We start from the raw sequence: 14174 nt of genomic DNA on the forward strand, positions 1-14174 counted from the left end.
AGGGCCTTAAGGAGTGACCCGCCAACACGGCAATTGGTTGCGATGATTTTCAGGTTGCACGAAAAACCTTGCCGAACAGCGGCGCCTGAAAATGTAAGCAGAATTTTCATCAATTCATTGCTGTCACAAAGGACAGGTGCATCCATAAGGAACACAGCAATGACCTTCGCAAAAATCGCTCAAAAACTGGCCCTTTGGGCGGGGAGCCCCAAGACGTTTCTGGGGGCCATCGTGTTGTTGGCGCTCTGGGCCCTCAGCGGACCTCTTTTCGACTTTAATGACACATGGCAACTGATCATCAATACATCAACGACGATCATTACCTTCCTGATGGTATTCCTGATTCAAAACACGCAGAACCGCGATACCGACATCTTGCACCTCAAGGTCGATGAGTTATTACGAGCGACCAAGGAGGCACAGAATGCAATGCTCGGCCTTGAGTCGCTGGACCTCAAGCAACTGGAGGCGCTGAGAAAGCATTACCAGGCCATGGGCCAGGACGAAGTCAGGAGCCTTGAAGGCCTGGAAGAAAAGAACAAAGTAGACCTGAACCAGTGCTGACGCAGATGCGCTGGAAGGTTCTCCTTTTGGCGGGCAAAAATCAGCCGGGACGCGAACGTCCCGGCCCTGAATACAAAAACGCAGCGGATCAGCGGCTGGCTTGCAGCGCCCTGGCCATTTCGAGATGGGTCTGCAGTTTAGGCAGCGTTTCATCGGCGAAGGCCTTGATCTCCGGCACTTCGGTGGTCTGGGCCTGCTGCTCGATCTGCGCGATGGCCTCCTCGGTGGCCTTGACCTGGCTGGCGGCATACGCAGCCTCGAACGACTCGCCTTCCTTGACCTGCGGGATCAGGGCCTTGGCCTTGTCAGCCACCTCCTCACGGGGGGCGACAGGCAAGTCGAGCTTCTTGGCGATCTTCGCCAGGTGTTGATTGGCCGTGGTGCGGTCGTTGATCACCATGATGGTGTAGTCCTTGACCTCCCTGGATTCGGCTTTCCCGTGGGCCATGCGACTGGCCTCGATGTCGGCCATGCCTTTGGCGGAAGCATCGTTGATGAAGTCGGCAGGCGATTGGGCCCAGGCACTGTTGGCACCCAGGCCCATCAGCACGACGACACTGGTGGTGCGAAAAAAGCTGGCCATACGGCTCATGGTCGCGCCCTCCTCTGATAAAAGTTCTGACGGGTTTCCCGCCTCTGAATCAGAACCACCCATGATGATCAACGAAACGTCTGACCCAGGTACGGCTGAGTGGTTCTCCCCCTTCTGCGACCCGCTCCAGACATCTTCGTTCGATCATGGACGATGTTTCCGGCGAGCGGGGCCCGCCTGACATCTGAAAAGGTCACGCTTGAAAGGTTGAAAAAACGTCCAGCGCCACGACGAACGGTGACGCGCTATCAGATGCCGAACGCCCGGTGATTGTGACGTTTGGCGGCGTACATAGCCTCATCGGCATGGCGGAACAGGGCGACATCTTCGGTGCCATGGTCGGGGAAACAGGCCACGCCGATGCTCGGCTCGATGCTCAGGCAGTGTCCGTCCAGACGCAGTGGCTGGGCCAGTGCATGGCGGATTTTTTCCCGCACACTGTGGGCATCCTCCAGGGCCTGGATGCTGTGCAGCAGGACCACGAACTCGTCGCCGCCAATACGCGCCACGGTGTCGGTGTCGCGGATGCAGCCCTTGAGACGATTGGCCACCGCTTGCAACAGCATGTCGCCCACCCCGTGGCCATAGGTGTCGTTGACCTGCTTGAAACGGTCCAGGTCGATATACAGCAAGGCCATGCGCCCGGACGCAGCACGGGCGGTTGCCAAGGCGTACTTGAACCGTTCACGGAGCAATTCGCGGTTGGGCACCTGGGTCAACTGATCGTACTGAGCCATGTGCTGCAACCGGGCGTGCAACTGCTTGCGCTCGATGGCGATGGTGAGTTGCGCGCAAACGTATTGCAGCAACTCCTTGTCCTGCTCGGTGTAGCGCACATTGTCCGGCGCGCTCTTGACGATCAGCGCGCCAATCGTGCCGCTCTGCGAGTTCAGTGGCACGCCCAGCCAACACGGCGCATCCGGCTGCGCCACAAGGTCGTCGAACCCCGGCGGCAAGTGGCTGCAACCGGGCGTCAGCAGGATTGGCTGTCCACTGCGAATCACCTCGGCGCACAAACGCCCGGTGACCGTGCCCGGCAATTCGGGCTGCCCTTCCCGGTCGTCGACGTGATAGGGGAAGTTAAGTTGCGAACATTGTTCGTCATACAGCGCCACCGAAAAATTCAGCGCCGGCAGCCACTCGCCAATAATCAGGTGGATGCGTTTGAACAGCGCCAGCAGATCCGCCGCGGCATGGGCTGCCTCGGAAATCGCATACAACGCCGCCTGTCGGGACTCGGCCTGCTTGCGTTCGGTGATGTCCCGGGCCACGGCAATGCGCAGTTGGTCCGCCGGCGACCAGCGTGCCGACCACAGGATGTGCACCACCCGACCGTCCTTGCGCAGGTAGCGGTTTTCGAAATTGAGCTTGGGCTCGCCGTCCATGATCTCCCGGGCCGCCTCGAGGGTCCGCTGGCGGTCGGCGGGGTGCACCAGATCGATCATCGGCTGGCCGATCAGCTCCTGCGGGGTGTAGCCAAAAATTTGTTCGCAGGCAGCACTGACAAACACGAAACGCCCTTGGCCGTCGACGGCACACACGGCGTCCAGCAAAAGGTCGATGTAGCTGGCCAGCGGCGCGGAACTTCGAGTGTCCATGGGGCTGGAGGTCATCCGGATAATGCAACGGTGAGCGAAGCGGGTGATGGTCAGTTCGTGACGCCGATACAACGAGCGAGACCGACGCGCCCCACCAATACCGATGAGGATAGCGCAGGGGATCAGACTGTAGAGGATGAGCCTCGATATCGGGGCGAACATTCACACAAACGATGGAGACCAACGGGACTGGCAACACTTCAAGGACGATGTAGTATGTTGTATTACAAACCACTACATCGAGATCATCATGTCCGTCATGTCATTGCGCTTGCCCGATGAAGTCGCCGAAACCCTGGCGGTATTGGCCAAGGCTACCGGGCGCAGCAAGTCATTCCTGGCCGTCGATGCACTACGCGAATACCTGGCCCGTGAAGCCTGGCAGATCAAGGAAATCCAAGAAGCCTTGCATGAGGCAGATGCAGGTGACTTCGCCAGTCCCGAGGATGTCAACGCGATTGCCGAAAAATGGATGAACAATGCAGGTTGAGTGGCTGCGCACTGCCCTCAAGAATCTGGACGACGAAGCCGCTTACATTGCGCTGGAGAATCCAAAAGCAGCAGCGCACTTCGTCAAGGCAATCCTCATGAGCGTCGAGCAACTTGCCCAATTCCCGGCGTCCGGTCGTGAAGGCCGCCTGGCTGGCACCCGTGAATGGGTTGTCCCCGACCGTCCGTACCTGATTCCCTATCGCGTTCGCCACGGGCGCGTGCAAATCCTGCGACTGTTCCATACGCGACGATTGCCGCCCAACGCCTGGTAGGCGCAGCAACTCGGTTCGACGCAGCCCATCACGGCTCGGTAAAAAACGCCATACCGGCATACGGTGCCTGCCGACAGGCCTCCAACCGCGACGCCAGGTCCCCCACATGGACTTCCAGCTTGTGCCCATCCGGGTCGAGAAAGTAGAACGAATCCCCCTCGCTGCGGTTGTCTCGCCATGAGGACACCTGGGCCGCGTTCAGCCGCGCCACCAGCTCCGGGAAATCCTCGGCAGCGATGCTGAAAGCGTAATGGGTGTAGTCCGCTGCCGGCAGGGGCCTGCGCAACGGGTCGAAAGCCAGGCACAACCACAGACCCGGCAGCGACAAATAGGCCCCGCGGTCCCACTTGGCTTCGAGGCGCAACTGCAATAGCTCGCCATAAAAAACCACACTGCGATCCAGGTCGGTGACAGCAAGGGTCAGATGATTGAGGCCTGAGAGCATCAGTAAACAACCTTCAGAAAAGAGTGATAACCCAGCGGGCTTGGGGCGAACCCAGGGTACTTTCAAGCTCCGACATCGCCGACGGATTCCCCGTCCAAGGTCCTAGGCAAAGTCCTACGCAGAAATCTCCAGTGACACTCAAGCACGCCGGAAACAGCCGATTCAAAGCCCTGCACAACAATCTGTAAAGTCTGGAAACACACCGCTATCGAAACACCCCACGGACAGCGCCACTCACCAAGGAATGTAATCGCACCATGAACCAGACTGCTCAAGCACCCCATCACTTCACCCACTACCGCAAGGTGATTTCCCTCGCAGACCAGAACTGGCAGGGCACCGAAGCCGGAAAAATCTCAGGGCTGAATGTCGAGGTCAAGACACCCAATGTGCTGGTCGACCAATACGGTCGCACCTTTCATCACTTCTGTACCACGTCCTACCTGGGCCTGGACTATCACCCCGCGTTGCTGGACGGCGCCATGACTGCCCTGTGGGAAACCGGGACCCTGCGGGTCGCCAACTCAAGGAATCGCTGCAAACTGGCGATCCTGGACGAGTACGAAACCCAATTGTCGGAGCTGTTCGGGGCCAGTTGCCTCAGTGCCCTGTCGTGCAGTGCGGCAAGCGCCGGAATCCTGCCGTTGCTGGCCAGCGGCGCGTTCACCAACCAGTGTTCGCCGGTCATGGTGTTCGACAAATACGCCCATTACTCGATGAACCACAGCAAGGCCGCCTGCGCCGATGAAACCCAGGTCATCACCTGCCCGCACAACGACATGGACTTCATCGAAGACCTGTGCAAACGCCAGCGCTACGTGGCATACGTGGCCGACAGCGCCTACAGCATGGGCGGATTGGCGGACCTGGACAGCCTGATGTATCTCAAGCAGCGCTATGGCCTGTTTCTCTATCTGGACGACTCCCACGCATTGTCTGCGGTCGGGGAGTCCGGCGCAGGCCTGGTCCGTTCGCGCGTCCCGGCCGTGGATGAACGTACCCTGATCGTTGCTTCATTGGCCAAGTCATTCGGCGCCAGTGGCGGGCTGGTCATGTTTGGCAGTGAGCGGTACAAAGCGCTGGTGCAGCGTTACGGTGGGCCGAGCAATTGGTCCCAGAGCCTGAACGCAGCGGCCATCGGCGCCGGCATGGCGTCGATCCGCCTGCACCGCAGTCGAGAATTCAGCGCCCTGCAGGAGCGTTTGCAAGCTAATATCCGCTTCTTCGACAGCCTCGTGCGCACTGAACAGCACGGCAATCCCATGGCGATCCGCATGGTGCCCTGCGGTGAAGCTACCCTGGCCAACAGCCTGGCCGTCGAACTGGCCGAACTGGGGTATTTCACTTCAGCGGTTTTTTTCCCCGTGGTGCCGCAAGGCAAGGCCGCCATTCGCATTACCCTGCGCGCCGACATGGAGCCGAACGTGATTCGCTCGTTTTGCGAAAAGATCACCGAACTGCTGCTGACCCACGGGCGTGACATCCGCCCTTGAGACAGGACGCTCGATGAAGACCCGTACAACCCTGATCGTCACCTGCACCACCGTTTTCCTGGCCCAACTGGGCATGAGCATCTACTTGCCGGCCCTGCCCGATATCGCCCGGGACCTGGGCGCCGATGCGTCCCGGGTTTCCTGGGGCTTGTCGGTGTACCTGATCGGCATGGCGCTGCCGATGTTGCTGTGGGGCAGCCTGAGCCAGCGGCTGGGGCGCAAGCCGGTCTTGCTGGCGGCCTTGGGGTTGTACGGTTTGGGCAACCTGGCCCTGCCGCTGGGCACAACCGTGGAGGCGTTCCTGACGCTCAGGTTGATCCAGGGCATCGGCGCCAGCGGTATCTCGGTGATGGCGCGGGTCTTGATTCGGGACAGTTTCAGCGGCGACCTGTTGGCCAAGGCGCTGTCATGGATATCGATCGCCTTTGTGATTGCCCTCGGTATCGGCCAGTACCTGGGTTCGCTGATCCAGGCCGCTTTTGGCTGGGAGGCGATTTTCTACGGTTTGGGCGCCGTCAGCCTGGCCATGGCAGCGGCGGTGTCCCGGGCCAGGTTCCCGGTGCTGGTGCAAGCCGGCAACGGGCAATCGGCATGGGGCATCTACGGGCACATTCTCCGGCAACGCGCGTTCCTGCTGCCGGCCTTGGCCGGTGGACTGGGTTACGGCGTGATCGTCGCCTTCAACACCGCCGCGCCGCTGATCTTGCAGGAGAGCTTCCACTGGTCGCCCATTGAATACGGCCTGCTGGGCTGGCCGGTCAGTGCCGCGTACTTGCTTGGGGCGCTGGTGGTGAACGCTTTTGTACTGCGTACTGGTCAACGGCGAATGATGGGCTGGGGCATCGCGCTGGTGTTGGGCGGGAGCACGACCATGCTGGCAGGCAGCCTCACCCTGAGCAGCATCGCGCTGCTTTTCTGGTTGCCGTATTGCTTTGCGGTGTTCGGCCAGTCGTTGAACTACCCCATCAGCCTGTCCCTGGCCAACGAAGGCTCACCGGTGGCCGGCGCTTATGCCATGGCATTGAGTGGGTTCCTGCACCAACTGATGGCCTCGGTGATCGGTGCCATGGCCAGCCTGTTGTTGAGTCAACAGGCCTGGCCGCTGGCGGCGTTGTGCGCGGTGTTGGGGACGGCGGCGATGCTCTGTGTGAGGTTCATGCCGCCCCGGGTCGCTTAGAACGCGCTGCGGAAAATCTCTTCGATCTGCCGCTGGTCCGCCGCCCGTGGGTTGGTCAGGCCGCAGGCGTCTTTCAAGGCGTTGGCAGCCAGCACCGGTACGTCGTTGAGGCGTACGCCCAGGTCACGCAAACCGGCCGGAATGTCCACGTCAAGGGCCAGTTTGCGGATCGCCGCAAGGGCGTCCCGAGCGCCCTCTTCCGGGCTGAAGCCGCGTGTATCGGTGCCCATGGCATGGGCCACGTCGGTCAGGCGAACGGCGCACACCGAAGCGTTGAAGCTCTGCACATGAGGCAACAGCACCGCGTTGCACACACCATGAGGCAGGTCGTAGAAGCCACCCAACTGATGCGCCATCGCGTGCACGAAGCCTAACGATGCATTGTTGAATGCCATCCCCGCGAGAAACTGCGCGTAGGCCATGTTCTCCCGCGCGGTCAGGTCATTGCCGTCACGCACGGCCAGGCGCAGGTTGTTACTGATCAGGGTGATGGCCTTCAGGGCGCAGGCATCGGTGATGGGGTTGGCGGCGGTGGAGACATAAGCCTCGATCGCGTGAGTCAGTGCATCCATGCCGGTGGCGGCCGTCAGGCCCTTGGGCATCGCCACCATCAGCGCCGGGTCGTTCACCGACATCAATGGTGTCACGTTGCGATCGACAATCGCCATTTTCACGTGGCGTGTCTCGTCGGTGATGATGCAAAAACGGGTCATTTCGCTGGCGGTGCCCGCCGTGGTGTTGATGGCGATCAGCGGCAACTGCGGCTTGCTCGAACGGTCGACGCCTTCATAGTCACGAATCTGCCCACCGTTGGTGGCGCACAGGGCGATGGCCTTGGCGCAGTCGTGGGGCGAACCACCGCCCAGCGACACGACGAAATCACACTGACTCTCCTTCAGCAGCCCCAACCCGAGCTCGACATTGGCGATGCTTGGGTTGGGCTTGGCGCCGTCGAAAATCACCGAGTCGATGTCCTGCAACGCCAGCAGCCCGGCCACTTTGCTGGCGACACCGGCCTTGGCCAGCCCCGCGTCGGTGACGATCAGGGCTTTGCGAAAGCCGTAGTTGCGGATAGCGATCATCGCTTCATCGAGGCAGCCCAGCCCCATGATGTTCACGGCGGGAATAAAAAAAGTGCTGCTCATGGGGTCACGCTCCTGGTTGAGGCCGGATCGGCAGGGCCTACAGAATGACCGACTAGTCATGACGCATCTTGATCTGGCTCAAGACTGGGTCGTGATAAAGTCGCGCCCTGCCTTTGCCACGTTTTGAGATGATCCTTGCGATGACCGATTTCCAGGAATACGACACCCGGCTCGAAGACTGGGAGGCCCTGCGCGCCGACACCGCCTTCAACGGCCTGCTGGTGGGCAACGGCGCCAGCCGCGCGGTGTGGGATGATTTCGGCTATGACTCGCTGTTCGAAAATGCCCGCACCGTCGAGGAAAAACCCCTGAGCCCGTCGGAGTTGAGCGTGTTCGACGCGATGCAGACGCGCAGTTTCGAACAGGTGCTCGCTGCGCTGAAAACCACCAGTCGGGTCAACAAGGCCCTGGCCGTCAGCTCCGCCGCGCCGCGTAATCGCTATTACGCGATCAAGGAAGCGCTGATCAACACCGTGCATGCGGTGCACATCCCATGGCGCCTGGTGCAACCGTCGACCCTGGCGACGCTCAACCAGGAGCTGGGCCGCTACCGCACGGTGTTCACCACCAACTACGACCTGCTCAACTACTGGGCGATCCAGCAGGCGCCTGAGGGCATCAGCGACCTGTTCTTCGGCGACGACCACAGTTTCGACCTGAGCCAGGCGACCACCGACAAACCACGCCTGTTGTACCTGCACGGCGGCCTGCACCTGGTGCGCAACCAGGACGGCACGGCGCGCAAGCTCACGTCCACCGAAGGCACCTTGCTGGGCAGTTTCGCCATCAACAACACGATCAAGACCCTCGACGATGTGCCGCTGTTCGTCAATGAAGGCCCGAGCCAGGACAAGCTCAAGACCATCCGCAGCAGCGATTACCTGTCGTTCTGCTACGACCAGTTGCTGCAGCATGGCGACAACCTGTGCCTGTTCGGCCATGCCCTGGGCGAGCAGGACAACCACATCGTGCAAGCCCTGCGCCTGGCCGCACCGAAAACCGTGGCGATTTCGATCTATCCCCGTAGTCAGGCGTTCATCCAGCATCAGAAGCGGCATTACGCCAAGGTGTTCCAGGGGCTGGAGGTGCAGTTGCGCTTCTTCGATGCGAAGAGCCATCCGCTGGGTGATCCGAAATTGTCGGTGCCGGTGGAGGTTTAAAAGGCAGGGTAAACCCGCATGACCAGGGGGATTCATTTGTGGGAGCAAAGCTTGCTCGCGATGAACGATAACGCGGTGAGCCTGCACAATCGCAGCGCCTGCATCGCGGGCAAGCCTTGCTCCCACAGATCCCCTTGCCACAGATCTCCTTATTACTGTCCTGTCAGAGCGCAGCCACCGTCTTGTCCTTGATGACCGTCGTCGGTCCGTTGGCCTTGACGCTGGCGATGCCTTTGTCCCGGGCCGCGTCCGATGAATAAGCCTCACTGCTGCCAATCACTTCATGGTTGGCCGCCTTGAGGTTGAAATACGGATGGCCGTCCTTGGTGTTCTTGAGTTCATAGCGCTCGGCCAACGGACTGTTTTTCTGCACCGAAGCAATGCCACCGTCGGCACCGCTGCGGGTGGTGTACAGCTCACTGGTCAAGATTGTCTCGGCGTTGGCCGCCTTGAGCACAAACCGAAACTGGCCGCTGCTGCTTTTGCTGATTTCGTACCATCCGGACATGATTTCTCTCCTGGTAATGAAGACATGCCCCGAGAGTAAAGACCCGCTGCGCTTGCCTTGCCAGTCCGCTGTGCGGCGTTATTACAAAGTGATGGCCGTGCCCAGCAGCGTCAGGAATCCCGCCAGCCAGTTCGGATGCGCAGGCCAGGCCGGTGCGGTCGCGAGATTGCCCTGGACATGGCCCTGGGTCACGGGAATGTCGATATAGGTCCCGCCCGCCAGCCGGACTTCCGGAGCACAGGCCGGGTAGGCGCTGCATTCGCGCCCTTCGAGGATGCCCGCCGCCGCCAGCAATTGCGCACCGTGGCACACCGCGGCAATCGGCTTGCCCGCCAGATCGAAATCGCGCACCAGTTGCAGGACGGTTTCATTCAGGCGCAGGTATTCCGGCGCTCGCCCACCCGGCACCAACAGCGCGTCGTAGTCGGCGGCCTGGACGTTGGCGAAGTCATGGTTGAGGGCAAACAAATGCCCCGGTTTTTCACTGTAGGTCTGGTCGCCTTCGAAATCGTGGATCGCCGTGCGCACCGTCTGTCCGGCGGTTTTGTCCGGACACACGGCGTGTACGGTGTGGCCGACCATCTGCAGGGCCTGGAACGGCACCATGACTTCATAATCTTCGACGTAATCGCCGACCAGCATGAGGATTTTCTTGACGGGCATGGGGTGGGCTCCTTTGGGGATGCGTGGGTGGTTAACGCATTAAAGGTAGTCCGCTACGTCGGTGGATGAGGGATAAGCGCTGATTACCTGACGGGCTGCACCTCTGCCCTTGTGGGAGCGAGTCCTGTGGGAGCAAAGCTTGCTCGCGATGAACGATGACGCGGTTCTAGCAGTTAAACCGTGTCGCCCTTATCGCGAGCAAGCTTTGCTCCCACAGTATTTGGGGCACCAGCTTCAGGCGAGGTAACCATCGGCCCGCAGCAGCGTTTCAAGGCAGTGCTCGGTAACGTGGTAGAACGCCTTGAGTTCCTGGATCTTGGCCAGCAGCTCGGTGGGGTCCACCGGTTCGGCGCGTTTGACGGCCAGGATCATCTTGTTCTTGTTGGTGTGGTCCAGGGAAATGAACTCGAAGACCTTGGTCTCGTAGCCGCAGGCTTCCAGGAACAGCGCCCGCAAACTGTCGGTGACCATTTCCGCCTGCTGACCCAGGTGCAGGCCGTATTGCAGCATCGGCTTGAGCAAGGCCGGGCTCTGGATCTGCAAGCGGATCTGCTTGTGGCAGCACGGCGAGCACATGATGATCGAGGCGCCCGAGCGAATGCCCATGTGGATTGCGTAGTCGGTGGCGATGTCGCAGGCGTGCAAGGCGATCATCACATCCACCGCGCTCGGCGCCACGCTGCGCACGTCACCGTGCTGGAAGCTCAGGCCCGGGTGTTCCAGACGCGCGGCGGCTTCGTTGCACAGCTTGACCATGTCTTCGCGCAGCTCGACACCGGTCACCACGCCTTCGGCCTGCAAGGTGTTGCGCAGGTAATCGTGGATGGCGAACGTCAGGTAGCCTTTGCCCGAACCGAAATCCGAGACCCGCACCGGTTTGTCCAGGGCCAGCGGCGAAGACGTCAGCGCATGACTGAAGACCTCGATGAACTTGTTGATCTGCTTCCACTTGCGCGACATCGCCGGAATCAGCTCGTGCTTGTGGTTGGTCACGCCCAGGTCGGCCAAAAATGGCCGGCTCAGGTCGAGGAAGCGATTTTTCTCGCGATTGTGCTCGGCAGACGGCACTTCCCGCAGTTGCTGGGGCTTGCTCTTGAACAGCGAGCTCTTGCCCTTCTTGCTGTACTCCAACTGCGCCTCGTCGGTGACCGCCAGCAAATGCGCGTTCTTGAACGATGCCGGCAACAGCGCAGCAATGGTTTCCACCCCTTCGGCCAGCGGGAAATTCTTGGTGATGTCGCGGGTCTTGTAGCGGTAGACGAAGGACAGGCACGGCTGGTCCTTGACTGTCAGCTGCTTGATGATCAGCCGCTGGAGGTCCGCTTCGTCACCCACGTACTTGGCCAGCACCAGTTTGATGAAAGCGTTTTGTTCAAGGCTGGTACGCAGCAGCTCGATGAACTGGGCGTGGTGATCCGGCGCGGGACGGACGGGCGTTGCGGTGGCAGACATGGACAAGCGGCCTCGGGGCGGGGCGAATCGGGAATGGCGGGTATTTTAGGGGGGATGGGCAGCGAGGGCACGGAAAAGTTGGTGTGGCGAGCAGTAGCCTCTGTGGGAGCAAGGCTTGCCCGCGATGCAGGCGCTGCGATTGTGCAGGCTCACCGCGTTATCGTTCATCGCGAGCAAGCTTTGCTCCCACAGGCTTTGCTCCCACAGGCTTTGTTCCCACAGGCTTGTGCTGGCAGGAAGTTTTCAGCCCAGCACCACCAACCGATTCGGCAGTTCATTGCGCTCCTGGGTCACCGGCACGTGCTCCTTGAGCAATTCGCCGCACGCTTCGATGCAGGTCACGAAACCCTGCAAGGTCTGCCCCTGGCGAACCTGCTGGGTGAACGCTGCGACGATGGCATCCCAGCATTTGTTGTCCAGGCGCTTGGAAATGCCTTCGTCCACCAGGATTTCCACGTACCGCTCAGCCTCGCAGACAAAGATCAGCATCCCCGTGCTGCCCACGGTGTGGTGCAGGTTCTGCTCGAGGAATTGCCGGCGCGCCAGGTTGGAGGCCCGCCAGTGACGCACGGAACGGGGGATCAGGTGCGTGGTGATCCTGGGGATGCGAAACACCAGGCACAGCACAATGAAGCTGACCCACTGCACCAGCAACAGGCTGTGCATCGTCAGCCAACCGGAGAGGTAATGGACCACGCCGGGCACCACCAGGGCCAGCAGGCTGGCCCATAACAGCGGGATATAGGCGTAGTCGTCGGCGCGGGCGGCCAGCACCGTGACCAGCTCAGCGTCGGTATGCCGCTCGACCCGGGCGATGGCCTCGGCGACCTTGCGTTGTTCGTGTTCAGTCAGTAATGCCATGTTAAAAGTGCCTGCTCATTATTATTATCACCAGCCGCCCGACGAACCGCCGCCCCCGAAACTGCCACCGCCACCACTGAAGCCCCCGCCGCCTCCGCCGCCGAAGCCTCCACCGGAACCGCCCGAACGGCTGGAGCCACCGCTTCCGGTCGGCAGGATACCGAGCATCTGGCAGACCAATATCGTCAAAATAAACAGTATCACCAGGAAGATGAACAGCCCGGGATGGCGCTCGACGAAATCACTCGGTTCTTGCTGCCCGCGCGCACTGTACGCCGGCGCCGGCTCGTCCAACGGGCTGCCGCCCAGCACCACCAGCATCGCCGCGACGCCGTCGCTGATGCCTTTGTTGAAGTTGCCGGTCTTGAAGGCCGGGGTGATCACCTGGTTGATGATCACCGAACTCTGCGCGTCGGTCAGGCGATCCTCCAGGCCGTAGCCCACCTCGATGCGCAGTTTACGGTCATCCCGGGCGACGATCAGCAGTGCGCCGTTGTTTTTATCCTTCTGCCCGATGCCCCAGTGGCGCCCCAGTTGATAACCGAAGTCTTCGATGCTGCTGCCTTGCAGGTCCGCCAGCGTGACCACCACTACCTGTTCGCCGGTGGCCTGTTCATGGGCCTTGAGCTGCGCTTCCAGTTGCGCGCTCACCGACGGTTCGAGCATCTGCGCGGCGTCCACCACCCGCCCGGTCAATGCCGGAAACTTCAGCTCGGCCTGGGCCGTGATGGCAAACACCCAGAGCAACAGCACCAGGCCAAATTTCAACACGCGCATTGGAACTCCTGTGTGGGAGCGAGCGGGTGTGGGAGCCGAGCTTGCTCGCGATGAAGGCACCTCGGTCTTTCTAATGACCGCGTTATCGTCCATCGCGAGCAAGCTTTGCTCCCACAGGCTCGCTCCCAGCGTTTTTTCAGAACTTCACTTCAGGGGCTTTTTCGGCATTGGGGCTGGTAGCCTCGAAGGTTTCGCGGATCGGCAGGTCGCTGTACATCACGCTGTGCCACAGGCGCCCCGGGAACGTGCGGATTTCGGTGTTGTACTTCTGCACCGCCAGGATAAAGTCGCGACGGGCCACGGCGATGCGGTTCTCGGTGCCTTCGAGCTGCGATTGCAACGCCAGGAAATTCTGGTTGGCCTTGAGGTCCGGATAACGCTCGACCACCACCATCAGCCGGCTCAACGCGCCGCTCAACTGGTCCTGGGCCTGCTGGAACTGCTTGAGTTGTTCCGGGTTGTTCAAGGTGTTGGCGTCGACCTGGATCGACGTCGCCTTGGCCCGTGCCTCAATCACGGCAGTCAGGGTGTCCTGCTCGTGCTGGGCGTAGCCCTTGACGGTTTCCACCAGGTTGGGAATCAGGTCGGCGCGGCGCTGGTACTGGTTCTGCACCTGGCCCCAGGCGGCCTTGGCCTGCTCGTCCAGGGTCGGGATGTTATTGATGCCGCAACCGGCCAGCACCGTGGTGAGCAGCATCAGGGCCAGCATCGGCAAGCTGCGAAGGTGGTTCAGTCGTGGATTCATTGGAGGAAGCGCTCCCTGGCATGACATTGGAAAAAACCGGCCACCTATCTCACCGGCGCCTGGGGCATAATCTGCCGCCGCACTGGATTGAAACGGGTCGATGGGCTAAAAGATGCGCAGTGCGAAACTAAGTTCAGCCCAATGGGTTCGAAAGTGTGCTGCATTTAACTGAACAACAATAGCCGCTCCTCACATTTTGGCTGACCGGCGTGTCCTGATTACCGCCCTTT

General features: G+C 60.8%; 16 protein-coding genes. 6 read left to right on the forward strand and 10 right to left on the reverse strand.

The features are described from left to right. The first annotated feature begins 159 nt into the window (after window positions 1–159). A complete protein-coding gene (locus CFII68_RS14035) occupies window positions 160–564 on the forward strand; it encodes a low affinity iron permease family protein (RefSeq protein ID WP_018606978.1) in 405 nt (134 codons plus the stop codon). A gap of 88 nt (window positions 565–652) precedes the next feature. On the opposite strand, the gene CFII68_RS14030 is transcribed toward CFII68_RS14035, so the two are convergent. After that, window positions 653–1156: a DUF4142 domain-containing protein gene (locus tag CFII68_RS14030; RefSeq protein WP_018606980.1), complete on the reverse strand. Its 504-nt coding sequence runs from the start codon at window positions 1154–1156 to the stop codon at window positions 653–655. A gap of 248 nt (window positions 1157–1404) precedes the next feature. Continuing rightward, window positions 1405–2754 carry a diguanylate cyclase domain-containing protein gene (locus CFII68_RS14025; RefSeq protein WP_018606982.1) on the reverse strand — a complete coding sequence of 450 codons (1350 nt, stop codon included), beginning with the start codon at window positions 2752–2754 and terminating at the stop codon, window positions 1405–1407. A 250-nt stretch (window positions 2755–3004) separates the two neighbouring features. Here CFII68_RS14025 and CFII68_RS14020 point away from each other — a divergent pair, with 250 nt between their 5' ends. Beyond that, window positions 3005–3244, forward strand: coding sequence for a CopG family ribbon-helix-helix protein (locus CFII68_RS14020; protein WP_018606984.1), 240 nt, complete (start codon window positions 3005–3007; stop codon window positions 3242–3244). Beyond that, window positions 3234–3518, forward strand: coding sequence for a type II toxin-antitoxin system RelE/ParE family toxin (locus tag CFII68_RS14015; RefSeq protein WP_018606986.1), 285 nt, complete (start codon window positions 3234–3236; stop codon window positions 3516–3518). The genes CFII68_RS14020 and CFII68_RS14015 overlap by 11 nt, the downstream gene beginning before the upstream one ends. Window positions 3519–3546: 28 nt before the next feature. Here CFII68_RS14015 and fos read toward each other — a convergent pair whose 3' ends face one another. Further along, window positions 3547–3963 carry a fosfomycin resistance glutathione transferase gene (fos, locus tag CFII68_RS14010; protein ID WP_018606988.1) on the reverse strand — a complete coding sequence of 139 codons (417 nt, stop codon included), beginning with the start codon at window positions 3961–3963 and terminating at the stop codon, window positions 3547–3549. 257 nt (window positions 3964–4220) lie between these two features. Between fos and CFII68_RS14005 the strand changes: the two genes are divergently transcribed. Together CFII68_RS14005 and CFII68_RS14000 are read left to right on the forward strand one after the other, a co-directional pair. Then, entirely contained in the window at window positions 4221–5456 is a 1236-nt protein-coding gene (locus CFII68_RS14005) for an aminotransferase class I/II-fold pyridoxal phosphate-dependent enzyme (RefSeq protein ID WP_018606990.1), read from the forward strand. A gap of 13 nt (window positions 5457–5469) precedes the next feature. Next, window positions 5470–6633, forward strand: a complete 1164-nt coding sequence (locus CFII68_RS14000) for an MFS transporter (protein WP_018606992.1) — start codon at window positions 5470–5472, stop codon at window positions 6631–6633. On the opposite strand, the gene yiaY is transcribed toward CFII68_RS14000, so the two are convergent. Further along, entirely contained in the window at window positions 6630–7778 is a 1149-nt protein-coding gene (yiaY, locus tag CFII68_RS13995; protein WP_018606994.1) for an L-threonine dehydrogenase, read from the reverse strand. The two genes, CFII68_RS14000 and yiaY, sit on opposite strands and share 4 nt — an antisense overlap. 140 nt (window positions 7779–7918) lie before the next feature. On the opposite strand from yiaY, the gene CFII68_RS13990 reads away from it, so the two are divergent. Next, entirely contained in the window at window positions 7919–8938 is a 1020-nt protein-coding gene (locus tag CFII68_RS13990) for a DUF4917 family protein (protein WP_018606996.1), read from the forward strand. Window positions 8939–9101: 163 nt separating this feature from the next. Here the strand turns inward: CFII68_RS13990 and CFII68_RS13985 are convergent, their stop codons facing one another. From CFII68_RS13985 to CFII68_RS13960, 6 genes are all read right to left on the reverse strand, one after another. Continuing rightward, the gene (locus CFII68_RS13985) at window positions 9102–9446 is read right to left on the reverse strand and encodes a YegP family protein (protein WP_018606998.1); all 345 of its coding nucleotides are present in this window, start codon (window positions 9444–9446) and stop codon (window positions 9102–9104) included. A gap of 81 nt (window positions 9447–9527) precedes the next feature. Next, entirely contained in the window at window positions 9528–10109 is a 582-nt protein-coding gene (locus tag CFII68_RS13980) for a DJ-1/PfpI family protein (protein WP_018607000.1), read from the reverse strand. Between the two features lie 234 nt (window positions 10110–10343). Further along, a complete protein-coding gene (locus tag CFII68_RS13975; protein WP_018607003.1) occupies window positions 10344–11561 on the reverse strand; it encodes an SAM-dependent methyltransferase in 1218 nt (405 codons plus the stop codon). Between the two features lie 243 nt (window positions 11562–11804). Beyond that, on the reverse strand, window positions 11805–12422 hold the full coding sequence (locus tag CFII68_RS13970; RefSeq protein ID WP_003198695.1) for a TPM domain-containing protein: 618 nt from the start codon (window positions 12420–12422) through the stop codon (window positions 11805–11807). A 27-nt stretch (window positions 12423–12449) separates the two neighbouring features. Further along, on the reverse strand, window positions 12450–13199 hold the full coding sequence (locus CFII68_RS13965; RefSeq protein WP_018607005.1) for a YgcG family protein: 750 nt from the start codon (window positions 13197–13199) through the stop codon (window positions 12450–12452). 136 nt (window positions 13200–13335) lie between these two features. Beyond that, the gene (locus CFII68_RS13960; protein ID WP_018607006.1) at window positions 13336–13944 is read right to left on the reverse strand and encodes a LemA family protein; all 609 of its coding nucleotides are present in this window, start codon (window positions 13942–13944) and stop codon (window positions 13336–13338) included. Window positions 13945–14174 lie beyond the last annotated feature (230 nt).

The organism is Pseudomonas sp. CFII68 (assembly GCF_000416195.1).
Taxonomy (GTDB): Bacteria; Pseudomonadota; Gammaproteobacteria; order Pseudomonadales; family Pseudomonadaceae; genus Aquipseudomonas; species Aquipseudomonas kilonensis.